We start from the raw sequence: 25107 nt of genomic DNA on the forward strand, positions 1-25107 counted from the left end.
TATGGAGCGGTTCTCGCGCCTGTTCTCTCCCGGATCGATTGCGGTTGTCGGTGGCGGGTCCTGGTGCGCCGCTGTCGTGTCGCAATGCCGCGACAGCGGCTTTGATGGCCCGGTCTGGCCGGTGCATCCATCCAGGCCCGAGGTCGAGGGGTTGCCCGCTTACCCGTCTGTCGCGGCTTTGCCGGGTGTCCCCGACGCGGCTTTCATCGGGGTAAACCGGGAAAAGACCATCGACGTGGTGGGCCATCTGTCGGTCTTGGGCTGCGGTGGGGCGGTCTGTTTTGCAAACGGTTATGCCGAGGCCATTGTCGAGCTTCACGATGGGGCTGATCTGCAGGCACGGCTGGTCGAAGCCACCGGGGCGATGCGCATTCTCGGGCCCAATTGCTATGGCTTTGTGAACATGCTGGAGGGCGTGGCGCTTTGGCCGGACCGCCACGGAATGGTCGCTCTGGACAGCGGGGTTGCCATTCTGGGGCAGTCGTCGAACGTGTTGCTGAACCTGACCATGCAGCGCCGGGGGCTGCCGCTGGCCGTTGCGGTGGCGGTCGGCAATCAGGCGCAAACTTCCATGGCCGCACTGGGCATCGACTTGCTGGAGGACCCGCGCATAACCGCCGTGGGCCTTCACATTGAAGGGATCAGCGACCTGCCTGCATTGGAACAGTTGTCGGCGCGCGCGCGGGCGCTTGGCAAGCCGGTCGTGGCCCTCAAGGTGGGCCAGTCGCACAATGCACGCTCGGCGGCGGTGTCGCATACTGCCGCGCTGGTTGGCAGCAATGCAGGCGCACGGGCCCTTTTTGCCCGTCTTGGCATCGCCCAGGTCGACTCGGCTGTGGAACTGATCGAGGCGTTGAAACTGTGCCATGTCACTGGCGGTTTGACCGGCGCAACCGTCGCCTCTGCCTCCTGCTCGGGGGGCGAAGCTTCGCTGATGGCGGATCTGGGGGCCGCGGCCGGGCTGGCCTTTCCTCCCCTCGACCCGGCTCAGCGGCAGGCTTTGCAGGCGGTTCTGGGCCCGCGGGTCGCCCTGGCCAACCCGTTGGATTACAACACCCATATCTGGGGCAATCGCGCCGCCTTGGTGGCCTGTTTCAGCGCCCTGGCCCAATCGGATCAGGCGCTGACATGCGTTGTGCTGGACATGCCGCGCACCGATCGCTTTTCGGCGCTGGACTTCGAGCAAGTGGTCGAGGCCGTGATCGAGACCCGGAGGTTGACGGGCAAACCGATGGCGGTGGTGTCGCTGTTGCCCGAAGGTTTACCGGAAGACTATTGCGCCAGGCTCATCGCGGCCGGGGTCACGCCGCTGTGCGGTATGAGCGAGGCCCTCCGCGCCATTCGGGCGGCCGCCACGGCCGGCACCCGCGGTGCGGTGCAAACGGCGCCGCTGTTGCGGCCCCGCGGCAACGTCGAAACGCGGGTTTTTGACGAGGCGGAGGCAAAGGCGCTTCTGTCGGCGGCGGGATTGCGGGTGCCGCGCGCGCAGATTGCGGCGACAGCACAGGCGGCCGCCGCCTGCGCAGAGCAGATCGGCTTTCCAGTGGTGCTGAAGGGCACGGGACTGGCGCATAAGACCGAGGAGGGCGCCGTTGTTCTGGGGATTGCGAGTGCCGCGGCGGTAGAGGTAACCGCCCGCGCCATGGGTTGTACCCGCTTTCTCGTCGAAGAGATGATCACCGACAATCTGGCAGAGCTGCTGGTGAGCATTACGCATGATCCGGCGCATGGCTTTGTTCTGACCGTTGGAATGGGCGGCATCCTGACCGAACTGGTCGGCGACACCTGGTCGCTGTTGCTGCCAGTGAGCCGCGACGAGATCCGCACCGCTTTGGCCGGTCTGCGCACGGGCGCGGTGCTGACCGGCTATCGCGGTCGGCCGGCGGCAGATATCGAAGCGGTGCTGGATTCGGTCATGCTGTTGCAAAGCTTTGTCGAGGCGCGGTCCGGATCGCTGGAAGAGATTGAAATCAATCCGTTGATTTGCGGCACCTCCGGCGCAATCGTGGCGGACGCACTCATCCGGATGGGAGATCCCGCATGACCAAGAACATCCGCATCGAACGGCGCGGCGCCGTGCTCGAGGTGACGCTCGACCGCCCCAAGGCCAATGCCATCGACAGTGCGACCAGCCGGGAGATGGGCGAAACCTTTCTCGCCTTCCGGGACGATCCCGACCTGCGCGTTGCGATCATCACCGGTGCCGGGAAAAAGTTCTTTTGCCCCGGTTGGGATCTCAAGGCCGCCTCCGAAGGTGAGGCGGCCGATACCGATTACGGCCCCGGCGGCTTTGGCGGGTTGCAGGAGTTGCCGCACCTGAACAAGCCGGTGATCGCGGCGGTGAACGGCATCTGCTGTGGTGGCGGGCTTGAACTGGCCTTGTCGGCCGACATTATCTTGGCCGCCGATCACGCCAGTTTTGCCCTGCCGGAAATCCGCTCGGGTACGGTGGCCGACGCCGCGTCGATCAAGCTGCCCAAGCGCATCCCCTATCATATCGCCATGGAGCTGCTGCTGACCGGGCGCTGGTTTGACACGACCGAAGCGCTTGGCTGGGGTCTGATCAATCGCTCGGTGCCCGCCGAGAAGCTGATGCGCCAGGCCCGCGATCTTGCCGACCACCTGGCATCCGGGCCGCCGCTGGTCTTTGCCGCCCTCAAGGAAATCGTGCGAGAAGCCGAGGATATGAAGTTCCAGGACGCGATGAATCGCGTGGTGCGCAGCCAGTTCGAGACGGTCGAGCGGCTATACCGTGCGGAAGACCAGCGCGAAGGCGCCCGCGCCTTCGCCGAGAAACGAGACCCGGTCTGGAAGGGCCGCTGAGGGGCGGCACCCTTTTACCGCCTGTGCTGGGTAAACCAAGGGTGCCCAATCCGATCCAGCCGACCAGAACGGGCGCCCCGCGCATTCCCGTCAGGGGCCGGCGCAAACGTTCGCCGGCGCGATTGCCTGGGCATCTATCGTATCCACGCCGTGGCAGGACAACAGCTCGGGGGTCAGCGTGATCACCGCGTAATTGGGCACGCCGGCGATCCAGTCGGGAGCGGGGTTCCTGAACTCCTGGCGGAACTGATGGGTGCAGCCGCGGCCGGCGGTAAAGCCGATGCCGTCACGGGTGGTGCCGGTCATCGGGATGTGGATGTGGCCGAAAAAGATGTGCCGCACTCCGCCCGGATGCGCACGCAGGATCTGCATCAGCACCTCGCTGTCATGCAGTCCGATATTGTCGAAATGCGCCATACCATGCGCCACCGGGGGATGATGGATGAAGACGGTCAACGGGCTTTCCGGGCAGGCCGCCAGCGTTTCGCGCAGCCAGGCGGCACGCGCCTCGCAATACCGGCCGCCGATTTCACTGGCGGAATTGCTGTCGAGGAACAGCAGCCGGTCATCGGAACCCGGGACCGGCATCATCGACTGAATGAACCCGTGGCGGTCGACGGGATGATCCGGGAAGGCGGCGCGGAAGTTGTCGCGCGCATCGTGATTGCCCAGCAGCAGGCGCACCGGCATCGACAACTCGGACAGCAATGACTTCAGCAGGGCATAGGCGGCCGGGTTGCCGTCCTGCGTCAGGTCGCCGGTCAGCACCACCAGATCGGCGTCCGGGTGCGTCTGGTTGACGTCGTCGAGCACCCGTTTGAGCCGCGCGGCGGGATCGAGTGTGTGCAGCGTCTGGCCGGCAGGCACCAGATGGGTGTCGGTGATGTGAATGATCTTCATGCGGGCAGTCTCCTTGATGGAGGGCGCCATAGGCTGGTTGCGTGACAGGTATGCGACGGCCCGCCTTGTCCCGGCGAAGTTCATCATTCTTTCACAGAACCGTTGTCGAGACTTTGGAAAACCGTCGCCGTTCCGTCACGACTGCCCGGCTAGTCAGCCGCGCATGTTCCGGGTTCACGCCCTGGCGACATTTGCCCTTCACGGCCCGCTTCGCAGGCCCCCGACCGCAAAGGAAGACTCATGATCTCGAAATTCAAGCTGGCGGCGCTGGCCACATTTGCCTTGGCAGGTGCCGTTCAGGCCCAGACCCAGATCACCTGCCTGACCAATGCCGGCCATCTGAGCCGTCAACACGCGCCGCTGGCCGAGATGTTCAACGCGATGCAGGACGAGATCGAGGTGATCTATGCCGCCCCCGCGCAGAACTATTCGGACACGCACCTGAAGCTGATGCGCGGCTCGGCCACCGACACGCTGCCCGATTGCGCCTTCGAAGCCTATAACCAGCTGCCCTCGCTGGCGCGTGCCATGGCGGCGCGCGGCCAGATTGCCGATCTTTCGACGCTGATGGCGCAGGAAGAGGCCGGCTGGAAAGAGGCCAACTATACCGATCAAATGCTGGAACTGGGCCAGGTCGACGGCGTGCAATACGGCATGCCTTTCAACGCATCCGTCATCCAGTGGTATGTGAATGCCGACCTGCTGCAGCAGGTGGGTGTTGCCGTCGAAGATTTCCCGACGGATTGGGACGGCGTGCTGGCGCTGGCGGCCAAAATCGACGCGCTTGGCGATGACATCGACGGCATGTCCTATGCGGTGGACCAGTGGGGCGACGACTGGCCGTTCCAGGTGCTGATCGCGCAGCAGGGCGGTCAAATGCTGAACGACGCCGGCGATCAGGTCACCTTTGACCAGGACGGCCGCAGCGTCGAGGCGATGAAGCTGGCCCGCCGCATCGTGACCGAGGGCGGTTATGATCCGCATACCGATATCGACACTCAGCTGACCGCCTTCACCTCGGGCAAGGTCGGATTTTACGCCAATTCTCCCGCCTCGGCCAAGCTGATGCAGGAACGCGTGGGCGAAGGTTTTGACCTGCGCTCGATCAAGTTCACCGTGTGGGACGACGCCAATGGCACTCTGCCCACCGGCGGCAATGCAGGGATCATCACCACCCAGGACCCCGAGAAACAGGCTGCGGTCTGGGAATACCTGAAGTTCCTCACCGGCCCGAAAGGCCAGGAACTGACCGCCAAGAACACCGGCTATCTGCCGACCAACGTGATGTCGCTGGAAGAGGAATATCTCGGCGCCTATTACAAGGCCGAGCCTTATTTTGCGACGCCGTCGAGCCAATATGACCGGGCCGGCGCCTGGTACGGCTATCCGGGCACCCAGTCCGAGAAGATCTGGCGCGACCAGCGTTCGGTGATCCGTGCCGTCATGCTGGGCGAGACGGCGCCGGAGGCCGGCGCTGCCGAGCTGAAGGCCATCGCAGAGAAGCTGATGCAGCGCTGATTGCGCAACCATCCAACCGGGCGGGGGCCTTCCGGGCCCCCGCCTGCATTTTGACAGGTTCAGGACATGGCACGTCTCACCCTTACCGACATCAAGAAATCCTTTGGCGAAACCCGGGTCCTGAAGGGGATCAGCCTCGAGGTTCAGGACGGCGAGTTCCTGTCGCTGGTGGGCGCCTCGGGCTGCGGAAAATCGACCCTGCTGCGGATCATTTCCGGGTTGGAGACCGCCGATAGCGGCCGGATCGAGATTGATGGCAAAGCGGTGGACCAGGCCACCCCCAAGGCGCGCAACGTGGCCTTGGTGTTTCAGGACTATGCGCTGTACCCGCATATGAGCGTGGCGCAGAACATGGCGATGCCGCTGGTGATGGGCCGCCTGCCGATGCGGGCACGGCTGCCGGGGGCCAAGTTCCTCACGCCCCGCCATGCCGAAACCCGGCGCGAGATCGCCGCCAAGGTGCAGCAGGTGGCCGAGCAGTTGCGCATCGCGCATCTGCTGGACCGGCGACCCGCCTCGCTTTCGGGGGGTCAGCGACAGCGGGTGGCGCTGGGGCGGGCACTGGTGCGCGATCCGAGCCTGTTCCTGATGGACGAGCCGCTGTCGAATCTCGACGCTAAGCTGCGGGTCGAGGTGCGGCGCGAGATCGTCGAACTGCACCGGAATTCGGGGCTGACGTTTGTCTATGTCACTCATGACCAGGTCGAGGCGATGACCATGTCGGACCGGGTGGCGCTGCTGCAGGAAGGACACCTGTTGCAGGTTGGTCCTCCGGCAGCGCTGTATGGCGATCCGGCCTCGGCGGACGTGGCGCGGTTTATCGGCTCGCCAGAGGTGAACCTTCTGCCGGTGCGCGCCGCCGCGGGTGCGCTGCAGCTGGCCGGTCAGGCGCTGCCGGTGGCCAGCGGGCAGGCAGAAGGCACCGACCTCATGCTGGGTATCCGGCCCGAGGCGATCCGGCTGGCGGATGCCGGCACGGCCGGGGGATGCTTTGGCTTGCAGGTGGTGCGCCGCGCGGTCGAGGATCTGGGCGGCGAATTGGTGGTGCATGGCAGCCTGGCCCATGCGCCGGATATTCCCCTGCGGCTGCGACTGCAGAAAGCCCCCGATGGTTCGGCACCGATCCCGGTTCCCGACACTTTCGCGGCCGAGGTGCCATTGGGTGCGGTGTTGCTGTTCGCAGCGGACGGGCAGCGGGTTGCCGGGCCGGCGGTGATGGCGCGCGCGGAGATACCGGCATGAGGGCGGAAAATCTTTTGCGGCGGCGGCAGGCGCGGCTGGCCTATGCGATGGTGGCCCCTGCAAGCCTTCTGATTGCGCTGATCTACGTGGTGCCGATGATCGCCGTCGTGTTGGCCTCGCTGACCGATTACACGCTGATCAGCGATTATTGGGAATGGGTCGGGCTGGATAATTACAAGCGGATGTTCGGCGATGCGCAATTCGGCAATGCCCTGCGCAATACGGCGATCTACGCGGCCATCTTCCTGCCCTGCGCCTTTGTGATCCCGCTGCTGCTGGCGATCTCGATCCAGAAGCGCAAACAGTTCCGATCCTTCTTCGAGATCGTCTATTTCATGCCGGTGACCTCGACGCTGACCGCGATGGCGTTGGTCTGGTCCGCATTGATGGACAGCCGGCAGGGCATCCTGAACGAATGGCTGGGCAGCCTCGGGCTGGGGCCGGTGAATTTTCTCGGGTCGCCCGAAGTGGTGCTGGTGTCATTGGCGGGAATTTCCCTGTGGGCGATCATCGGGTTCAACATGGTGCTGTTCATCGCCGGGCTCACTGCGATCCCGCGCAGCCTGTATGACGCGGCCAAGATCGACGGCGCGGATCACCCGGTGGACGAGTTCCTGCGCGTCACCTGGCCGGCGCTGGCGCCAACCTCGGTCTTTGTGGCGGTGACCTCTTCGATCACGGCATTCAAGCTGTTCGATACGGTGGCGCTGTTGACCCAGGGCCAGCCGGACCACGCCTCGGAGGTGTTCCTTTACCTGACCTTCCTTGAAGGGTTCGAATATTTCAACATGGGCTATGCGGCGGCGTTGTCGGTCTTCTTCCTCGGGGTGATCTTTGTTTTTGCGCTGATCCAGACCCTGCTGGCCGACCGCACCGCGCGATAAGGGAAAATGACATGAGCGATCTGAGCGCACCTCGCCCCGTCGCGGTCCCGGGCCGCATCAGCGCCGCGCTGTCGCGGGTCACGCCGGGGCGTATCCTGGTCACGTTGGTGCTGTTGCTGGGGGCCTGGCTGATGGTGTTTCCCTTCCTCTGGATGCTGTCGTCAAGCCTCAAGCCGACTTCGGAAGTGTTCGATGCCGATTTCAGCCTTTGGCCGCAGACCTTCGCGGGCGGGCAGAACTATTACGACGTGCTCGTGGCACAGCCTTACCTGCGCTATCTCGGAAACAGCCTGATCGTCTGCATCGGCATCCTGGTGGTGCAGTTGGCAACCGCGGTCCCGGCGGCCTATGCCCTGGCAAAGTTGAAATTCACCGGATCGACCATTCTTTTGGGGACGGTCATCGCCTGCCTGACCGTGCCGATCAACGTCACCTCGATCCCGATCTATCTTGGCCTGGTGAAAGCCGGGTTGCTGGATACCTATTTCTCGATGATGTTCCCGTTCTTCGTTTCGGTTTTCGCGATCTTCCTGTTCCGCCAGTTCTTCCGGAGCTATCCGGATTCAATCATCCAGGCGGCGCGGGTCGATGGTTTCAGCGAGATCGAGATCGTGCTGCGCCTGATCCTGCCCGCGGCGGTGCCAGCAGCGGCGGCGTTTTCGGTTTTCTCCTTCGTGGCGCATTGGAACGATCTCTACTGGCCGCTGATTGTCGTGCAGAGCCAGGAGAAGATGACGGCGACCCTGTCGATGATGCAATACCGCTCGACCTTTGACATCAATTACGGGCGCACCTTCGCGGCAGCGACGGTTGTCACGGTCCCGATGCTGCTGGTTTTTGTCTTCGCGCGGCGGGCCTTTGTGCGGGGGATCACGATGTCGGGGGTCAAGGGTTAGCCACCGGGACCCGAAACAGCCGCCAAAGTGGCCCCGCGGATTTCGGTACGCGGGATCATCGGCCCCTATATAAGCAGACCGCGCCGGCCCCCTTGCTGCGGCGCGGTCGACGCTGCCGGGATGGTAGCCGCCTTTGACAGGTTTGGCACTCCGGCACTGGTCCAAAAGTTGCCCGGCCGTGGCACGGGTGCCGGATTTTTACCGGTTGCCAGCGGTCCGCGCCGATCCGCCCATCATGCGCCCACAGGCCGTGTCGATCGCGATCCGACAATGGCCATTGCGGCCCTCGACTGATCGCGCATGGTTAACCATCCGAAAGTGTCCCCTGGGCGTCCGGCCATCTGGGGCCCGTCGATCCGGCGCATGTTTGGCGCGGCGATCGACAGGCGGAATAGCCTCGTCTTTCCATAACTTTTTTGCCGCCTCTGGGCGCAAACTTTCATTTTTCATTACCAACGCGTTCGCGTTTAGTACATGCAGAGTGCATCGAGAACTTAGGGAGGAGTCGGTATGCAGTCCCTCAAATCACCTGTTTCGAGGTGCAAAATAGCGCAGCAAGCAAGATTTCTGCGCGGAATTTCGTTTGGCCTGCGGGTGCGGCGCATCGGTTTGAGGATGGAGCACCCTAAATGACGGACATTCAGATCGGCTTTGCCGGTATAGCCATTCTTCTGACGCTGATCGCCCTGCGGGTCCCGATCGGGGTCAGCCTGATCGGGGTTTCCTTTGCCGGAATCTGGGTTCTGGTTGGCGAAAGGGCGGCCTTTGGTTCGCTCGGCATCATCCCCTACAACATGGCGGCGACCTGGCAGCTGAGCTCGGTGCCGATGTTTCTGCTGATGGGGTTCTTCAGCTTTCATGCCGGGCTGACCAAGGGCCTGTTCGACGCGGCCAGGGTGTGGCTGTCGGGTTTGCCGGGTGGCCTGGCCATCGCCTCGGTTTTCGGCGCAGCCGGTTTTGCCGCCGTGACCGGGTCATCGGTGGCCTGTGCGGCCGCGATGGGCCGGATCGCGGTGCCCGAGATGATGCGCCGCGAATATGACACCAGCCTGGCAACCGGCACGGTTGCCGCCGCTGGTACCATCGGTGCCCTGATCCCGCCCAGCATTCTGATGATCATGTACGGCATCATTGCCGAGGTTCCGATCAACCAGCTTTTCCTTGGCGGGGTCGGCGCCGGCATCATGACGGCCGTGGGCTATGTGGCGGTGATCATGACGCGGGCAACGCTCAAGCCCGAACTGGCGCCCCGCATGACCGAGGTGGTGCCGCTTTCCGAGCGTATCGCCGCGCTGAAGGAAATCTGGCCCGTCCTGTTGCTGGTCGTCTGCGTGTTTGGCGGCCTGTTTGGCGGGGTCTTCACCCCCACCGAGGCAGGTGCGGTCGGTGCCTTCGTGTCGGTTGTCATTGCTGGCGTCAAAGGGCTGCTGACGCTCAAAAAGTTCCGCGACGCCCTGCTGGAAACCCTGCTGACCTCCGGCGCGCTGTTCATCATCGCAATCGGCGCCAGCATGCTGACGCGCTTTCTCGCCTTCAGCGGCGCTGGCGACTATCTGAGCGAAATGATCGTTGGGATCGGTGCAAACGAGATCCTGCTCCTGATCGCGATTTCGCTGATCTACCTCGTCCTGGGCATGTTCCTTGAACCGCTGGGGGCGATGCTTCTGACGCTGCCGATCCTGTTGCCGATCATCGAGAGCACGAATTTCTCATTGGTCTGGTTCGGCATCGTGCTGACGAAATTCCTGGAGATCGGGATGATTACGCCGCCGATCGGGCTGAACGTCTTCGTCATCAAGGGCGTGGTTGGAAACTTGGCCTCCACATCGACGATCTTTCGCGGTGTTCTTTGGTTCCTATTCGCCGACCTGATCGTGGTCGTGCTGCTGATCATGTTTCCCGAGATCACCCTGTACCTGCCGCGAGTCCTCGGCTGAGGCCAGCGGCGCGCCATCCGGGCGCAACCGAATTCGGGCCGACCGGCCCGACAGATACGAGAGGAGAGAAATGGTGCAAGACGAATACGATGCGGTCGTGGTGGGCGCGGGGTTTGCCGGGATGTATCTGCTGCACCGGCTGCGGCAGATGGGCCTGCGGGCAAAAGCCTTCGAGACCGGCTCGGACGTGGGCGGCACCTGGTACTGGAACCGTTATCCGGGCGCGCGGGTGGACGTGGAAAGCATGCAATATTCCTATCAATTCGACGAGGAGTTGCAGCAGGACTGGGAATGGAGCGAGCGCTATTCGCCGCAGCCCGAGATCCTGCGCTATGCGCGGCATGTCGCCGACCGTTTCGACCTGCGCCGCGATATCCAGTTCGAAACCCGCGTGACAGCGGCCCGGTTCCAGGACGACAGCAAGGATTGGCTGATCACAACCGAGGACGGCACCCAGGTCCGGGCCCGGTATTTCCTGACCGCGGTTGGCTGCCTGTCGTCCTTCAACAAGCCGGCGATCCCCGGGATCGATGATTTCAAGGGCAACAGCTATTTCACCGCGCAGTGGCCGCATGAACCGGTGGACTTCACCGGACAGCGGGTCGCCATGATCGGCACTGGCTCGACAGCGATGCAATCCAGTCCGGAGATTGCCAAGCAGGCGAAGAGCCTGACCCTGTTTCAGCGCACGCCCAACTATTCGATCCCATCGCACAACGGCCCCCAGGACCCCGAATACGTGGCCTATGTGAAGGCCAACTATCCCGAGCTGCGCGCCCGTGCGAAACAGATCTATGGCGGGGTGCTTGATGATTGGGGCGAAACCGAGGGCAAGCATACGCCCAAGGACGTCATGGAAAAGGAGCTCGAGCGCCGCTGGCGGCGAGGGGGGCTGACCTTTCTTGGCGGCTATACAGACTCGATGTACGACAAGGACACCAACGAATTTGCGGCCGAGTTCGTGCGCCGGAAGATCCGCGAGATCGTGAAGGATCCCGAGACCGCCGAACTGTTGTGTCCGACCAACGAGATCGGCGTGAAGCGGATCTGCGTGGATACCGGCTATTTCCAGATTTTCAATCGGCCGAACGTCAGCATCATGGAGGTGCGCAACACGCCGATCGAGCGCATTTCCGAAAAGGGGATCGTGCGCGGCGGCGTCGAGCACGAGTTTGACAGCATTGTCTATGCCACCGGCTTTGATGCGTTCACCGGCAGCTATAACCGCATCGACATCCGTGGCCGCGGCGGTGTGAGGCTGAAAGACCACTGGGAGGCCGGGCCGCGCAATTTCCTTGGCATGGCGGTCGCCGGGTTTCCCAACATGTTTACCGTCACCGGGCCGCTCAGCCCGAGCGTCTTCACCAACATGCTCCCGACGATCGAACAGTCCGTCGAATGGATCACCGACGCGATCGAATACGTTCGGGAACAGGACAAATCCGTCATCGAAGCCACCGAGACCGCAGAAGACTATTGGGTGCGTCACTGTGACGAGGTGGCGCGGCCAAGCCTGAGATACCATGCCGACTGTTGGTATCTCGGCTCGAACATTCCCGGAAAGCCAAGGGTCTTCATGCCCTATAACGCCGGACTGCCCGCGTACATCGAGAAGTGCGAACAGGTGGTGGCCAACGATTACGAAGGATTTGCGGTGGCCTGACGGGCGTCGCGACGAATGCAGACACAGATGCGCGGGCGGTTTGGGCCGTTCGCGCAAAGGCTGAACTCGGCCTGACGACAGAAACCTCCCAGTGCCTGGAGATTGAATATGAGCTACGACAGCAAGGACAAGGCCGCCCGACGCGCCGCTGAACACACCGAGTATGATGCGATCATCATCGGCGCCGGGATGTCCGGCATGTACCAGCTGTACCGCCTGCGCGAGCTTGGCTTGAACACGCTTGCGCTGGAGGCCGGCACCGGCGTGGGCGGCACCTGGTATTGGAACAAATACCCCGGCGCGCGCTTCGATTCCGAAAGCTGGTCCTACGGGTATTCCTTCAACGAAGAGATCCTGAAGGAATGGAGCTGGAGCGAGCATTTTGCCGGCCAGCCGGAGATCCAGCGCTATTGCAACCTGGTGGCCGACAAGCTGGACCTGAAAAAGGATATCCGCTTCAACTCGCGGGTCGCTTCTGCGCGATATCTCGAGGAGAGCAACCGATGGCGGGTGACGCTGACGGATGGTACCGAATTCGTCACCCGCTATCTGATCACCGCCATCGGCCTGCTATCGATACCGACCATGCCCCGGTTCGAAGGGGTGAACGACTTCAAGGGCGTGTGGTGCCATACCGGCCTGTGGCCGAAAGAGGGCATCGATTACGATGGTAAGCGTGTCGCGGTCATCGGCACCGGCGCCAGCGGCATCCAGGCGATCCAGGAGATTGCCAAGACGGCCAAGTCCCTCACCGTTTTCCAGCGGCGCCCCAACTGGTGCACGCCGCTGCATAACGCGCCGATCTCCACCGAGGAAATGGAGGATATCCGCGCGCGCTATCCGGAGATTTTCAAACACTGCCAGACCACGGCGGCCTGCTTTATCCATACCCATGATCCGCGAAGCGCCCTGGATGTTTCGCAGGAAGAGCGGATCGCTTTCTGGGAAAAGCTGTACGCCACACCCGGTTTCGGGATCTGGCAAGGAAACTTCCACGACATTCACACCAATCGCGAGGTGAACCGGCAATTGTCGGAATTCGTCGCCGACAAGATCCGCGAACGTGTGAAAGCACCGAAAGTCGCCGAGATGCTGATCCCGAAGGATCACGGTTTCGGGACGCGACGCGTGCCGCAGGAGACAAAATATTACGAGGTCTTCAACCAGGACAATGTTGAACTGATTGCCGTTCTGGAAACGCCGATCGAGCGGATCACCCCAACTGGCATTCGCACCAGCGAACGGGAGTTCGAATTCGACGTCATCATCTATGCCACCGGCTTTGACGGGATCACCGGAGCCTTCAACCAGATCGAGTTCGAGGGGCGCAATGGCCGTACTCTGCGCGAAGAGTGGCAGCACGGTCCGACCACCTTCGTCGGCATGATGGTAAAAGATTTTCCCAACATGTTCATGGTGATGGGGCCCCACGGTGCATTGGGCAACCAGCCACGGTCCATCGAGCACAATGTCGATTGGATCAGCCGGGTGATCGGCCACATGGAGCAGCAGGGCATCGAACTCGCCGCGCCGAAACCGGAGGCCGTGGAGGAGTGGCACGACTTTGTCGCGGAAAAGGCCAAGGGCCTGTTGGCGAACGAGGTCGACAGCTGGATGACCGGCGTGAACATGAACGTCCAGGGCAAGGAGAAACGGGGGCTGGTGCGCTATAGCGGCACGGCGCCGGAATACCGAGCCCGCTGCGAGGCGGTGATCAGCGGCGGTTACGAAGAGCTCGATTTTGACAGGTTCGTCCCCGGTGACGCGGTTTCTGCCGATGCCAAACAGGCCGTGTGAGGAGCGCCGCGATGAGACTTGAAAACAAGATCGCGATCGTCATCGGCGCCGGCCAGTCGCCGGGGGAAACCATTGGCAACGGCCGCGCCACCTGTCTGGTCTTCGCCCGCGAGGGTGCCAAGGTGCTGTGCGTCGACCGGGACATCGACAGCGCCGAGCAGACCGCCGAGGCGATCCGGGCCGAGGGCGGAACCGCACAGGCCTTTCGGGCCGATGTGACCATCGAGGCCGAGCTGGCCGCGATGGCAGCGCATTGCGTGGCCGAATGGGGCCGGATCGACGTATTGCATTACAATGTCGGCATCGGGACCGTCGGGGGCGACGCCAAGCTGCCCGGCATTACCGAAGAGGCCTTTGACCGGGTCATGGCGGTGAACCTGCGCGGCAATATCATGGCCTGCAAGCACGTGGTGCCGATCATGATCGAGCAGGGCGGCGGATCGATCATCAACATCTCGTCGCTGGCGGCGATCGAGAAGAATCCGATGGTGACCTACAAGACCAGCAAGGCGGCGATGGTTGCCTTTACCGAGCAGTTGGCGATCACCAACGCGGCCCATGGCGTGCGCGCCAATGCCATTCTGCCGGGGCTGATGGACACGCCGATGGCCATCGACATGCGGGCGCCCCTGCTGGGCCAGACCCGTGCCGAGATGGAAGAGGCCCGCAACAAACGGGTGCCGCTGCGCAACCGCATGGGCACCGCCTGGGATGTGGCGCATGCGGCGCTGTACCTGGCCTCGGATGAATCCGGGTTTGTCAGTGGCATTTCCCTGCGGGTGGACGGCGCCGCCGGCGTGAATGTCGGCTAGGCGCAGCAGAGGCGAAACAGGATGAGCAAACGGCAAGGATTGGGCCTGGGCGGGAAGGTGGCTCTGGTCACCGGCGGTGCGACCGGCATCGGTGCGGCCATCGCGCGCAGATTTCACGCCGAGGGCGCTGTGACCTCCGTCACCGATGTGAATGAGGCAGCGGCGGAGGCCTTGGTCACCGGGCTGAACGAAGAAGCGACCGGCCCTGTCTCCGCCAGTTCGATGCGGCTTGACGTGACCCGCTCGGCCGACTGGGCGGCGGTTCTCGACCAACTGCGCGCGGTTCATGGCGGGGTCGACATCCTGGTGAACAATGCCGGCATTCTCGACATGTCCCCGCTGGAAGACATCACCGACGCGTCATGGGACCAGACAATGGCGATAAATGCAAAGGGCCCATTTCTGGGAACGCGGGCGGTGATGGCAGTGATGCGCGCGCGCGGCGGTGGGGCCATCGTGAACGTGTCCTCGATGGCCGGGATCAGCGGCGGGCGGGCGGCGCATTACGTTTCGTCCAAGGGGGCGGTGCGGCTTTTGACGAAATCCGCGGCTTTGATCGGGGCGCCCGACAACATCCGGTGCAACTCGGTCCATCCGGGAATGGTCGAAACCGAGATGGCACGTGCCGCGGTGGCCAGGCCCGGCGCGCGCGAAGAGCGCCTGGCGCGCCTGCCTCTGGGGCGGTTTGCCGATCCTTCCGAAATTGCCAGCGTGGTCGCTTTTCTCGCCTCTGACGAGGCCTCGTTCATGACCGGCGCCGAGATCTGCGTCGACGGCGGCGCGGTGCTGACATGACCCCTCAGTCGCCCTCGCAGCATTTGATCCCAGATATCAGACAGGAATTGCTTTGATGGATTACGATTACATTATCGCAGGCGCCGGATCGGCCGGGTGTGTTCTTGCCAATCGCTTGTCCGCAGAGCCGAATACCAAGGTTCTGTTGCTGGAGGCCGGGCCGGAAGACCGAAATTTCTGGCTGAGCATTCCGCTCGGGTTCGGGAAGGTGCTGACCAACCCCAAGATCAACTGGTGTTTCGAAAGCGAACCCGAGCCCTATGCGAACAACAAGCGCGATTATCTGCCGCGCGGCAAGGTGCTAGGCGGGTCCAGTTCGATCAATGGCATGATCTACATGCGGGGTCAGCCGGCCGATTATGACACCTGGGCGCAGATGGGCTGTCGCGGCTGGTCCTACGACGATGTGCTGCCGTATTTTCGCAAGGCCGAGAACAACCAGCGCGGCGAATGTGAATTTCACGGAGTCGGCGGGCCGCTTCAGGTGACCGACCAGACCGAGGTGACGCCGATCAGCCGGGCGCTGATCGAGGCGGGTGCCGAGGTCGGCCTGGCGCACAATCCCGATTTCAATGGTGCCGTTCAAGAGGGTATCGGCCTGGCCCAGGTGACGATGCAACGGGGACGCCGCTCCAGCACTGCCCAGGCCTACCTCAAACCGGTTCGGTCACGGCCCAACCTCCATGTGCATACCGGTGCCCACGTGCTGCGGGTGCTGTTGGAGGGCAAGAGGGCTTCGGGCGTGCGCTATAGCCGTGGCGGACGGGTGACAGAGGCCCGCGCCGGCCGGGCGGTGATCCTAAGCGGTGGCGTATACGGGTCGCCCCATATGCTGGAGCTTTCCGGCATCGGCGACGCCAACCGCCTGCGGGCGATCGGAATCGAGGTGGCCCACCACCTGCCCGGTGTGGGTGAGGGTATGCAGGATCACCAAGTCTATCGCCTGCGCTGGCGTCTGAAGAACGCGCCCGGCACCTTCAACGAACGCACGCGCGGAATTCGGGGACTGACCGAGGGGTTGCGATACTACATGAACGGCACCGGCGTGCTGGCCAGCCCGACCAACCCGGTCAATGCCTTCTTTCGCACCCGTCCTGAGCTTGCCACGCCCGACACGCATTTGCAGGTCTTTCCCGGCAGCTATAACTCGATGCAGGACCGCCGCCTGCACCGTCATCCGGGTATCACCCTCGGGCCGACGCTGCTGCGTCCGGAAAGCCGGGGTTCGGTGCATGCCAAATCGTCTGACCCGTTTGAAGCCCCGTCGATCGTGACCAACATATTGGGAACCGAGTCGGATCGGCAGACGGCACTTCTGGCAATGAAGTTTGCGCGGCGCCTGATGGAGACCCGCCCGATACAGCCATTTTATGAATGTGAATTGACGCCGGGCAAGGATGTACAGACCGATGACGAGTTTCTGGCCTATGCGCGGGAAACCGGTGGGTCGAATTTTCATGCCACCAGTTCCTGCCGGATGGGCCATGACGACGACCAGATGGCCGTGGTCGACACCCGGTTGCGGGTGTGCGGGATCGAAGGGCTTAGGGTTGTTGATGCTTCGGTCATGCCCAAGGTGGTTTCGGGCAATACCAATGCGCCCACCATCATGATTGCCGAGAAGGCGGCGGACATGCTGCTTGAGGATGCCGTCTGACACCAATCGCCAAGGCGGCGTAGCCGGATCGGCGGCACCTGTGATATTGGCCTTGCCCGGCATCGTGAAGCCGTATTTCTGTCGGTCGGGGCGATCGGAACACCAACAAAGGGGGCGACCATGCCGGATGATGTCCACCCACAGATTCAGGACATTCTTGACCGAACCGCCGCAGCGGGGCTGAAGCCGGTGGAAGAGCTGGGGCTGACCGCTGGGCGGGCCCAGGCTGAACAGCTTGCCGCGGCGCGAAAAGAGGCCAGCCCGCCGCCGCAGTTGCTGGAGGTTCAGGACACCCGTACAGGGATCGGGTTTGGTAACGTTCCGGTGCGTATCTACCGGGCCAGCAACGAGGCCGCGGCGCCGGTGGTGGTGTTTTTTCATGGCGGCGGGCATGTGATTTGCAGCCTCGATACCCATGACGACATCGCCCGCCACCTGGCCCATCAGGCCGGCTGTACGGTGATCTCCGTGGATTATCGCATGGCGCCCGAGCATCCCTTTCCGGCGGCGGTGGAGGACAGCTTTGCCGCCACCAGATGGGTTGCCGAAAATGCCGAGGCCCTGCGGGTGGACCCGGCGCGCCTGGCCCTATGCGGCGACAGTGCCGGGGCCAATCTTGCCACCGTGGTCGCGATCATGGCACGGCGCAGCGGCGGCCCGGCCATCGCGGCGCAGGTGCTTGTCTACCCGGTGATCGATTATCGGGGCGGCACCGCCTCGGCGGCGCGCTATGGCACCGGCTATGGCAATTTCGGCACGGCGACCCTGCGCTGGTTCATGGACCACTATCTGCCAGATCCCGCCAGCCGGGACGACTGGCGGGCCTGCCCGGCCAATGCCGACCTTGCCGGGGATCTGCCGCCCGCGCTGGTTATCACCGCGCAATGCGATCCGCTGCATGACGAGGCTGTCGCCTATGCCGAACAGTTGCGCACGGCGGGCGTTGCGGTGGATCACCTGGGGTTCGAGGGGATGATTCACGGCTTTTTCGGATTTCTCGGCCTTGTCGATGCCGCCGAAGAGGCCCATGCAGCCGTGGCGGCCTTTCTCAGCAAGACCTGGAACCGGCCCAACCGCACCATTGGGTCCTAGCCCCGCATAGGGTTCGCCCGCAGACCAACCAACCCAGTTCAAACCGCGCCGGATCTTGGCGCGGCATGGAGGGCTGTTCCCGCATTAAAAGTATTACTTTTTGAACAGGAAATTCTACATCATTTCATTATGCATAACGAAACAACTAGTGGAACATGAGGCGACATCGACGTTTTGATTGGGAGGAATCAAATGGCACGGTCGACTTTTCTCAAAACTGCATGGGTTCCGCTTGCCTTGGCGGCCTCGCTTGCATCCAGCGCCGCGGTTGCCGAACCACTGAAAGCCGCGGTTGGCCTTCCGCCGAAAAATTCTACCGTCGTCAGCTATGAGGCTTTCGCGGACTACGTGGCCGAGCGGTCCGACCTGGAGATCAAGGTCTATTCGCTGTCTCTGCTCAGCATGAAGGAAACCTCGCCGGGGATCCGCGACGGGCTCGCCGATCTTGGCTTTGTTCTTCCTGTTTACTACCCGGCCGAATTTGCCGAGAGCAACCTTGTCGCCAACCTGTCGATGCTGTCGACCGCGGGCACGCAGGTGGCCAGCCCGGGCGCCGCGATGACGGGGGCGATGACCGAGTACATCTTCTTCAACTGCCCGGAATGCCTGGCCGAGTACAAGGCACAGGGCCAGGTGTTTCTTGGCAGCATGTCAAGTGCCTCTTACGTGCTGCTGTGCAACCAACCTGTTGCCACCATCGAGGACCTGAAAGGCAAGAAGCTGAGATCCGGTTCGCCGAATTTCTCTCGCTGGGCCGAGAAATTCGGTGCCGTCGCGGTGTCGATGTCGGGCAATGATCAATACGAGGCGCTTGGCCAGGGCGTGATCGACTGCACCATGGCGGCGGTCAGCGAATTGACCAACAATTCACTCGCCGATGTCACCAAATACGTCACCCTCAGGGTGCCCGGCGGGGTTTTTGCCGGCGCGGCAACGGCCAATTTCGGCATTCCCAGCTGGCAGGGCCTTACTGATGAACAGCGTGCCGTCATCCTGGAGGCGATGTCGCTGATGCAGGCCGACATGACCCTCGGCTATCACAATCTTTCGGTGGCTGACATGGAAGCGGCGCCAGGCAAGGGTGTGGAGCTTCTTGAACCCTCTCCGGATCTCGTGGCTGAAACCGATGCCTTCGTGATGGATGACGTCAAGATCATCGAACAGCAATTCGCCACCGATTACGGCGTTGCCGACACCGGCAGGAAGGTCGCCGAGATCATGGCGCTGGTGGAAAAGTGGAAAGGCCTCACCGCCGATGCGGCCGGTGACAAGCAGGTCCTCGCCCAGGTCTACTGGGACAACATCTATTCCAAGCTCGACCCGAAGACCTTCGGGATGGAGTGAGGCGGGGACTGGTCGGTGTCTGCAAGTCGAGCAGTTGTTTCCGAGGCCTGTGGGACAAAGCATTGACCTTGCCCTCGTCACGGCCACGCAAGGGCTGGCCTCCCCGGGCCCTTGCGTGGCAACCTTGAACCCAAATTTCTAGGGTGGAGAACGAATATGCAAATGATTGGTCGGGTAATGGCGGGCATGATCCGGGTGTTGACCTGGGTGGGTATGCTGGCGGTCATCCTGATGATGCTTCAGATCACCATCGACGTTGCCGGAAAATATCTGTTCAACGCCCCGATCCCGGCAACGATTTCGATGGTTTCGAATTATTACATGGTGGTGGTGGCCTTCATTCCGATTGCCTATGTCGAAACCCGGAACGAGCACATCACCGTGGAGGTCGTGACCGAATTCCTGCCGATCAGAACACGCTATCACCTTTATTCCTGGACCTATCTGCTTTCCGCCGTTGTCTATGGTCTGCTGACCTACAAGACCTGGATGGAGGCCAACAAATCGTTCCAGGCAGGCTCGTTCATCGTAGAGCAGGGCTACAAGGTGGTGATCTGGCCGTCCTATTACCTGCTGCCGATCGGCACCGGGCTGATGACGGCGGTGCTGATCTATCGCTGGATCATCTACATCACCGGCGCGAAAAGCGGCCTGGGCGAGGTGAAAACCGTGTAGCCGGTTCCCCCTCGCCGCACCCCTTCTGCAAGATCAACCTGCCGGGAAACCTGCCATGTCACCGCGTCTGAGCGCACATGATCTGAACAAGCTGTCCCCCCGCCAGCGGGAGATCCACGACGACATTCTGTCCCGTCGTGGGCGGGTGGGTGGACCTTTTCCGGTCTGGCTGCGCAATCCCGAACTGGCGGAATGCGCGCAGAAGCTGGGAGCCTATTGCCGCTATGACACCTGTCTGCCACCGATCCTGTCCGAACTCGCGATCCTCGTCGTGGCCGGGTATTGGGATGCCCCGGTCGAATGGGGGATCCATGCCCCGATTGCGCGCAGGGCCGGGCTGCCCGAACAAGTGATCCTCGATATCGAGGAGGGCAGGCCGCCGCACCTGGAGGATTCGAAGGCCCGGGCGGTTTATGACTACACGAAGGAACTGCTGGCGTCCGGCCGCGTAGGTGACGCGATGCACGCGCGCGCGGTGTCCGAGCTGAGCGAAAGCGGGGTGATCGATCTGGTCGCATTGATTGGCTATTACAGCTTGGTCGCCTTCACCTTAAATGCGTTCGAGATGCCGATGCCGGAGGAGAAACTGGGCAGTGTGAGCGGCTGAAGCGCCTGGTTTGACGCGATTATTTTCCCACGGAAAATGCGCCGGGTTTTCCGCGCGACGGGAAGAAGTGAATGAAACAAGCGGCCGTGAAACGCCGCTGCACGATGCCGGTCGGCCTGTACGGGGGCCGAACCGGCAGGAAACGAAGAGGAGGAGGAGCGAGAAATGGATCATGAGGATTTCGACGTCATCGTTGTCGGCGCGGGGTTCGCAGGCATGTATCTGCTGCACCGGTTCCGCCAGATGGGAATGACCGCCAGGGCTTTCGAGACCGGCTCGGACGTGGGCGGCACCTGGTACTGGAACCGCTATCCGGGTGCGCGGGTAGACGTGGAAAGCATGCAATATTCCTATCAGTTCGACGAAGAGCTGCAGCAGGAGTGGGAATGGAGCGAGCGCTATTCGCCGCAGCCCGAGATCCTGCGCTATGCCCAGCATGTCGCCGACCGTTTCGACCTGCGCCGCGATATCCAGTTCAACACCAGGGTGGTGGCCGCGCATTTCGACGATCAGGCAGTGAACTGGAAGATTACCACGGATGACGGCAAACAGACCCGGTCGCGTTTCTTCGTTTTGGCTGTCGGCTGCCTGTCATCCTTCAACAAACCCGATATTCCCGGGCTCGATGACTTTTCGGGGAACAGTTACTTTACCGGGCAATGGCCGCATAGACCGGTGGATTTCTCGGGCCAGGACGTGGCGGTTATCGGCACCGGATCGACGGCGATGCAATCCAGCGTCGAGATCGCCAAACAGGCAAAGTCTCTCACCGTGTTTCAGCGCACGCCCAATTTCTCGATCCCAGCGCATAACCGGCCGCAGGACCCCGAATATGTGGCCTATTTCAAGGCGAACTATCCTGAACTGCGCGCCAAGGCGAAGACGGTCTATGGCGGTCTGCTGGACGATTTCGACGAACGGCTGGCGGTGGAAACCCCCCGCGAGGAGGTCGAAGCGGTGCTCGAAGCCCGATGGAAGAAGGGCGGCCTGACCTTTCTGGGCGGTTTCGCCGACATGCTTTACGACCACCGCGCCAACATCATTGCTGCGGATTTCGTACGGGACAAGATCCGGTCCATCGTCGAGGATCCGGAGACGGCGGAACTGCTTTGCCCGACGAACATCATCGGTGGCAAGCGGCTTTGTGTCGACAGTGGCTATTACAAGATGTTCAACCTGCCCCATGTGCAGCTTGTCGACATTGCCGGCACGCCGATCGAACGGATCACGCCCGAGGGTATCTTGCGGGGTGGCGAGGTGTTGAAGTTCGACAGCATCGTTTATGCCACCGGCTTTGACGCGATCACCGGCAGCTATTTGCGCATCGACATTCGCGGCCGCAACGGGCGCGCACTGAAAGACCATTGGGAGGGCGGGCCGCGCACCTATATCGGCATGGCCGTGGCGGGCTTTCCCAACATGTTCACGGTGACCGGTCCGGGCAGCCCCAGCGTGCTGACCAACATGTTGCCGTCGATCGAGATGTCGGTCGAGTGGATGACCGAGGCCATCGACACGATGCGCCGCAAGCAGAAGCGGGTGATCGAAGCAACGCCCCAAGCCGAAGCGGATTGGGTTGCCCACGTCAACGAGGTGGCCCAGGGCAGCCTGCGATCCACGGTTAAGAGCTGGTACAACGGCGGCAACATCGGCGACAAGCCGTCGGTGTTCATGCCCTATATCGGCGGCCTGCCGGCCTATGTCCGCAAATGCGACGAGGTGGTCGAGAACGATTACCGCGGTTTCGAATTGCTTTGAGCCCGGCCAACCATTCGCGACAGCGCAGCATTCAGGGAGCATGAGAGATGCGGCTAAAAAACAAGATCGCCATCGTGATCGGCGCGGGCCAGTCCCCCGGTGAGACGGTCGGAAACGGGCGGGCGACCTGCCTACTGTTCGCACGCGAAGGGGCGCAGGTTCTCTGCGTGGATCAGCACCTGGAACGGGCGCAGGAGACCGCCGACAAGGTCACGGCCGAGGGCGGCAGCGCCATTGCGATGCGAGCCGATGTCACGTCGGAACGCGACCTCGTCCAGATGGTCGAACGCTGCATGGAAGAGTTCGGCCGCATCGATATTCTCGACTATAATGTCGGCATCAGCCTGGCCGGTGGCGACGGCAAACTGCCCGAGGTGACCGAAGAGGCCTTTGACCGGGTGATGGCGGTGAACCTGCGGGGCAATATCATGGCCTGCAAGCACGTGGTGCCGATCATGATCGAGCAGGGCGGCGGATCGATCATCAACATTTCGTCGCTGGCGGCGATCGAGAAGAATCCGATGGTGACCTACAAGGCCAGCAAGGCGGCGATGGTTGCCTTTACCGAGCAGTTGGCCATCACCAACGCTGCCCACGGCGTGCGCGCCAATGCAATTCTGCCCGGTCTGATGGACACGCCGATGGCCGTCGATACCCGTGCCCGCATGTGGGGGCAGAGCCGCGCCGAGGTCGAGGCGGCCCGGAACAAACGGGTGCCGCTGCGCAACCGCATGGGCACCGGCTGGGATGTGGCCTATGCCGCGCTGTACCTGGCCTCGGATGAATCCGGGTTTGTCAGCGGAATTTCCCTGCGGGTTGATGGTGCCGCGGGGGTAAATGTCGGCTAGAACGCGCCGCGGAACGATGAAAGAGGGCGAAATGAAATTGGCAGGCAAGGTGGTGTTGGTCACCGGCGGCGGCCGGGGCATTGGCGCGGCCATTGTGCGCCGATTTGCCGCCGAAGGCGCAACGGTGGCCATAGCCGATATTGACACCCGACCAGCCGAGGCCCTGGCGGCGGACCTGGCGGGGTCTGCGACTGGAGCGGTGTTCGCCGTCTCTCTCGATGTCACCCGTTCGGACAATTGGGAGCGTGTCATCGCGGATATTGCTGCTGCCCATGGCGGTGTCGACGTGCTGATCAACAATGCCGGGATCTACGAGAACCTGCCCCTGGAGGAGGTCAGCGACGACGCCTGGGACCGGATGATGGAGGTCAACGCGAAGGGTCCGTTTCTGGGCGCGCGGGCGGTCATGCCCGTCATGCGCAAGCGCGGGGGCGGGGCCATCGTCAACGTTTCCTCGATGGCTGGCATCACCGGCAGCCGGGCCTCGCATTACAGTTCTTCCAAGGGTGCGGTGCGATTGCTTACCAAATCCGTCGCGCTTCTTGGCGCGCCCCTGATCCGCTGCAACTCGGTGCATCCGGGCATGGTGGAGACCGAGATGGCAAAGGCGGCGGTGGCGGCGCCGGGCGCGCGTGAACAACGCGTTGCGGCCATTCCGCTGGGTCGATTTGCGGACCCCAGCGAAATTGCCAGCGTCGTGGTGTTCCTGGCTTCTGACGAGGCGTCCTTCATCACCGGGGCCGAAATCCCGGTGGATGGGGGAGGGGCGTTGGCATAGGCGCCGCCCATTTTGCGGGCTGACGCAGGCCTATAGCGCGACACCTTCCAGAAGGATTGGCGTGTCCTTGGGCGGCGCCCAGCGATCGGGCGCGAGCCTGTTGCGGGCCGCCGTCTGGATCGCACGGACCATCACTTCGATTGCCGGTTTGTATTCGGCGTCGTCCTTGCGGATGATCCCCACCGGGCTGACGCTGTGCGAGGTGTCGATGGCAAGCTCTTTCAACTCGCCCGAAGCGATTTCGCGTGCAAAGACGCCTGCGGGAACCACGCTGATTGCATTGGTTTCCAGCAGGAAGGCCCGGATGAAGGCCGGCGCCATCGAGACGACCCGGTCGGGGATGTCATCGACCAGCCCGATGGAGGCGATCAGCCGGGCCACATGGGCATTGTCGCTCGGGCTGTTTTCCGGCAGCACCATGTCGTAATTCTTGAGCAGCGAGATGTCGCAGGGATGCGCGTCGGCCAGCGGATGTCCGGATCGGACGACGAAAATGAACGGCTCCACATAAAGATGTTCGAAGCTCATGCCGACCATCTCGTCGAGGGCGGGCATGTGGCCGACGACAAGGTCGATGGTGTCTTCCTGCAGCTTCTCGACCAGATACCGCAACGGCCCGGTCGAGATCTTGACGATGGCGGTCTGGACTTCACGTTGCACCAGGTTGACCGCGGCCGGCAAGAGACCGGTCTCGCTGGAGGGCATGGCCCCGACATGGACATGCCATTCAAGCCGGGAATGGGCCGCCATCACCGTATCGACCGCGCGGTCGAGCTCCATCAGGCAGGCGGCCGCGCGCGGCATGAAAACCTCGCCCTGAATCGTCAGCTTGGCGCCGCCCCGGCCCCGTTCGATCAGGCGGGTTCCAAGAATACTTTCCAGTTCTTTCAAGGTCTTGGTGACGGCTGGCTGGCTCAGGGACAGCACTTCGGAGGCGGCGCTGATGCCACCGGAGCGGAACACCGCCATGAAACACCTGAGGTGCCGAAGTTTAAGGCGATTGGCAGCCATTATATTACCTTTTATATAGGTAATTCCTAAATATTTTCATGTTACATAAAAAAATCACTAATCTATTGTT

General features: G+C 62.5%; 21 protein-coding genes. 19 read left to right on the forward strand and 2 right to left on the reverse strand.

Annotated elements, in window-relative coordinates; all coding sequences use genetic code 11:
• The first annotated feature begins 1 nt into the window (after window position 1).
• Together CVM52_RS03640 and CVM52_RS03645 are read left to right on the forward strand one after the other, a co-directional pair.
• Entirely contained in the window at window positions 2-2044 is a 2043-nt protein-coding gene (locus tag CVM52_RS03640; protein WP_100161240.1) for an acetate--CoA ligase family protein, read from the forward strand.
• On the forward strand, window positions 2041-2823 hold the full coding sequence (locus CVM52_RS03645; RefSeq protein WP_100161241.1) for a carnitinyl-CoA dehydratase: 783 nt from the start codon (window positions 2041-2043) through the stop codon (window positions 2821-2823). The genes CVM52_RS03640 and CVM52_RS03645 overlap by 4 nt, the downstream gene beginning before the upstream one ends.
• Before the next feature lie 90 nt (window positions 2824-2913).
• Here the strand turns inward: CVM52_RS03645 and CVM52_RS03650 are convergent, their stop codons facing one another.
• On the reverse strand, window positions 2914-3723 hold the full coding sequence (locus tag CVM52_RS03650) for a phosphodiesterase (RefSeq protein ID WP_172720895.1): 810 nt from the start codon (window positions 3721-3723) through the stop codon (window positions 2914-2916).
• A 240-nt stretch (window positions 3724-3963) separates the two neighbouring features.
• Between CVM52_RS03650 and CVM52_RS03655 the strand changes: the two genes are divergently transcribed.
• The 17 genes from CVM52_RS03655 (at window position 3964) to CVM52_RS03735 (ending at window position 24026) form a co-directional block, all read left to right on the forward strand.
• Complete coding sequence (locus CVM52_RS03655) at window positions 3964-5241, forward strand: extracellular solute-binding protein (protein ID WP_100161243.1); 1278 nt, start codon at window positions 3964-3966, stop codon at window positions 5239-5241.
• Between the two features lie 66 nt (window positions 5242-5307).
• On the forward strand, window positions 5308-6483 hold the full coding sequence (locus tag CVM52_RS03660) for an ABC transporter ATP-binding protein (protein ID WP_100161244.1): 1176 nt from the start codon (window positions 5308-5310) through the stop codon (window positions 6481-6483).
• Window positions 6480-7367 carry a carbohydrate ABC transporter permease gene (locus tag CVM52_RS03665; protein ID WP_205964864.1) on the forward strand — a complete coding sequence of 296 codons (888 nt, stop codon included), beginning with the start codon at window positions 6480-6482 and terminating at the stop codon, window positions 7365-7367. Before CVM52_RS03660 ends, CVM52_RS03665 begins: the two co-directional genes overlap by 4 nt.
• Before the next feature lie 11 nt (window positions 7368-7378).
• Window positions 7379-8263: a carbohydrate ABC transporter permease gene (locus CVM52_RS03670; RefSeq protein ID WP_100161245.1), complete on the forward strand. Its 885-nt coding sequence runs from the start codon at window positions 7379-7381 to the stop codon at window positions 8261-8263.
• Between the two features lie 629 nt (window positions 8264-8892).
• Window positions 8893-10200 carry a TRAP transporter large permease gene (locus tag CVM52_RS03675; RefSeq protein ID WP_100161246.1) on the forward strand — a complete coding sequence of 436 codons (1308 nt, stop codon included), beginning with the start codon at window positions 8893-8895 and terminating at the stop codon, window positions 10198-10200.
• 70 nt (window positions 10201-10270) lie between these two features.
• Window positions 10271-11863, forward strand: coding sequence for a flavin-containing monooxygenase (locus CVM52_RS03680; protein WP_100161247.1), 1593 nt, complete (start codon window positions 10271-10273; stop codon window positions 11861-11863).
• 108 nt (window positions 11864-11971) lie between these two features.
• Window positions 11972-13660 (forward strand): flavin-containing monooxygenase, encoded by a 1689-nt coding sequence (locus CVM52_RS03685; RefSeq protein ID WP_100161248.1) that lies wholly within the window; start codon window positions 11972-11974, stop codon window positions 13658-13660.
• Between the two features lie 11 nt (window positions 13661-13671).
• Window positions 13672-14472, forward strand: coding sequence for an SDR family NAD(P)-dependent oxidoreductase (locus CVM52_RS03690; protein WP_100161249.1), 801 nt, complete (start codon window positions 13672-13674; stop codon window positions 14470-14472).
• Window positions 14473-14493: 21 nt separating this feature from the next.
• Window positions 14494-15267, forward strand: a complete 774-nt coding sequence (locus CVM52_RS03695; protein WP_205964865.1) for an SDR family NAD(P)-dependent oxidoreductase — start codon at window positions 14494-14496, stop codon at window positions 15265-15267.
• Between the two features lie 55 nt (window positions 15268-15322).
• On the forward strand, window positions 15323-16924 hold the full coding sequence (locus tag CVM52_RS03700) for a GMC family oxidoreductase (RefSeq protein WP_100161250.1): 1602 nt from the start codon (window positions 15323-15325) through the stop codon (window positions 16922-16924).
• A 120-nt stretch (window positions 16925-17044) separates the two neighbouring features.
• Window positions 17045-18016 carry a LipP1 family hormone-sensitive lipase gene (lipP1, locus tag CVM52_RS03705; protein ID WP_100161251.1) on the forward strand — a complete coding sequence of 324 codons (972 nt, stop codon included), beginning with the start codon at window positions 17045-17047 and terminating at the stop codon, window positions 18014-18016.
• 192 nt (window positions 18017-18208) lie between these two features.
• Window positions 18209-19360, forward strand: a complete 1152-nt coding sequence (locus tag CVM52_RS03710) for a C4-dicarboxylate TRAP transporter substrate-binding protein (RefSeq protein ID WP_100161252.1) — start codon at window positions 18209-18211, stop codon at window positions 19358-19360.
• 156 nt (window positions 19361-19516) lie between these two features.
• Window positions 19517-20035 (forward strand): TRAP transporter small permease, encoded by a 519-nt coding sequence (locus CVM52_RS03715; RefSeq protein WP_100161253.1) that lies wholly within the window; start codon window positions 19517-19519, stop codon window positions 20033-20035.
• Between the two features lie 55 nt (window positions 20036-20090).
• Window positions 20091-20642, forward strand: a complete 552-nt coding sequence (locus CVM52_RS03720; protein ID WP_100161254.1) for a carboxymuconolactone decarboxylase family protein — start codon at window positions 20091-20093, stop codon at window positions 20640-20642.
• Window positions 20643-20807: 165 nt separating this feature from the next.
• Window positions 20808-22400, forward strand: a complete 1593-nt coding sequence (locus tag CVM52_RS03725; RefSeq protein ID WP_100161255.1) for a flavin-containing monooxygenase — start codon at window positions 20808-20810, stop codon at window positions 22398-22400.
• A 47-nt stretch (window positions 22401-22447) separates the two neighbouring features.
• Window positions 22448-23248, forward strand: coding sequence for an SDR family NAD(P)-dependent oxidoreductase (locus CVM52_RS03730; RefSeq protein ID WP_100161256.1), 801 nt, complete (start codon window positions 22448-22450; stop codon window positions 23246-23248).
• 31 nt (window positions 23249-23279) lie between these two features.
• Window positions 23280-24026: an SDR family NAD(P)-dependent oxidoreductase gene (locus CVM52_RS03735; protein WP_172720896.1), complete on the forward strand. Its 747-nt coding sequence runs from the start codon at window positions 23280-23282 to the stop codon at window positions 24024-24026.
• A 30-nt stretch (window positions 24027-24056) separates the two neighbouring features.
• On the opposite strand, the gene CVM52_RS03740 is transcribed toward CVM52_RS03735, so the two are convergent.
• Window positions 24057-25037, reverse strand: coding sequence for a LysR substrate-binding domain-containing protein (locus tag CVM52_RS03740; RefSeq protein ID WP_100161258.1), 981 nt, complete (start codon window positions 25035-25037; stop codon window positions 24057-24059).
• Window positions 25038-25107 lie beyond the last annotated feature (70 nt).

Origin of the sequence: Pseudooceanicola lipolyticus (assembly GCF_002786325.1) — a bacterium.
Lineage (GTDB): Bacteria > Pseudomonadota > Alphaproteobacteria > Rhodobacterales > Rhodobacteraceae > Pseudooceanicola_C > Pseudooceanicola_C lipolyticus.

Bases quoted from the DNA above. Each gene is read 5' to 3' on its own strand.
- CVM52_RS03640 (WP_100161240.1), top strand. From the start codon at position 2: ATGGAGCGGTTCTCGCGCCTGTTCTCTCCCGGATCGATTGCGGTTGTC.
- CVM52_RS03645 (WP_100161241.1), top strand. From the start codon at position 2,041: ATGACCAAGAACATCCGCATCGAACGGCGCGGCGCCGTGCTCGAGGTG.
- CVM52_RS03650 (WP_172720895.1), bottom strand. From the start codon at position 3,723: ATGAAGATCATTCACATCACCGACACCCATCTGGTGCCTGCCGGCCAG.
- CVM52_RS03655 (WP_100161243.1), top strand. From the start codon at position 3,964: ATGATCTCGAAATTCAAGCTGGCGGCGCTGGCCACATTTGCCTTGGCA.
- CVM52_RS03660 (WP_100161244.1), top strand. From the start codon at position 5,308: ATGGCACGTCTCACCCTTACCGACATCAAGAAATCCTTTGGCGAAACC.
- CVM52_RS03665 (WP_205964864.1), top strand. From the start codon at position 6,480: ATGAGGGCGGAAAATCTTTTGCGGCGGCGGCAGGCGCGGCTGGCCTAT.
- CVM52_RS03670 (WP_100161245.1), top strand. From the start codon at position 7,379: ATGAGCGATCTGAGCGCACCTCGCCCCGTCGCGGTCCCGGGCCGCATC.
- CVM52_RS03675 (WP_100161246.1), top strand. From the start codon at position 8,893: ATGACGGACATTCAGATCGGCTTTGCCGGTATAGCCATTCTTCTGACG.
- CVM52_RS03680 (WP_100161247.1), top strand. From the start codon at position 10,271: ATGGTGCAAGACGAATACGATGCGGTCGTGGTGGGCGCGGGGTTTGCC.
- CVM52_RS03685 (WP_100161248.1), top strand. From the start codon at position 11,972: ATGAGCTACGACAGCAAGGACAAGGCCGCCCGACGCGCCGCTGAACAC.
- CVM52_RS03690 (WP_100161249.1), top strand. From the start codon at position 13,672: ATGAGACTTGAAAACAAGATCGCGATCGTCATCGGCGCCGGCCAGTCG.
- CVM52_RS03695 (WP_205964865.1), top strand. From the start codon at position 14,494: ATGAGCAAACGGCAAGGATTGGGCCTGGGCGGGAAGGTGGCTCTGGTC.
- CVM52_RS03700 (WP_100161250.1), top strand. From the start codon at position 15,323: ATGGATTACGATTACATTATCGCAGGCGCCGGATCGGCCGGGTGTGTT.
- lipP1 (WP_100161251.1), top strand. From the start codon at position 17,045: ATGCCGGATGATGTCCACCCACAGATTCAGGACATTCTTGACCGAACC.
- CVM52_RS03710 (WP_100161252.1), top strand. From the start codon at position 18,209: ATGGCACGGTCGACTTTTCTCAAAACTGCATGGGTTCCGCTTGCCTTG.
- CVM52_RS03715 (WP_100161253.1), top strand. From the start codon at position 19,517: ATGCAAATGATTGGTCGGGTAATGGCGGGCATGATCCGGGTGTTGACC.
- CVM52_RS03720 (WP_100161254.1), top strand. From the start codon at position 20,091: ATGTCACCGCGTCTGAGCGCACATGATCTGAACAAGCTGTCCCCCCGC.
- CVM52_RS03725 (WP_100161255.1), top strand. From the start codon at position 20,808: ATGGATCATGAGGATTTCGACGTCATCGTTGTCGGCGCGGGGTTCGCA.
- CVM52_RS03730 (WP_100161256.1), top strand. From the start codon at position 22,448: ATGCGGCTAAAAAACAAGATCGCCATCGTGATCGGCGCGGGCCAGTCC.
- CVM52_RS03735 (WP_172720896.1), top strand. From the start codon at position 23,280: ATGAAATTGGCAGGCAAGGTGGTGTTGGTCACCGGCGGCGGCCGGGGC.
- CVM52_RS03740 (WP_100161258.1), bottom strand. From the start codon at position 25,037: ATGGCTGCCAATCGCCTTAAACTTCGGCACCTCAGGTGTTTCATGGCG.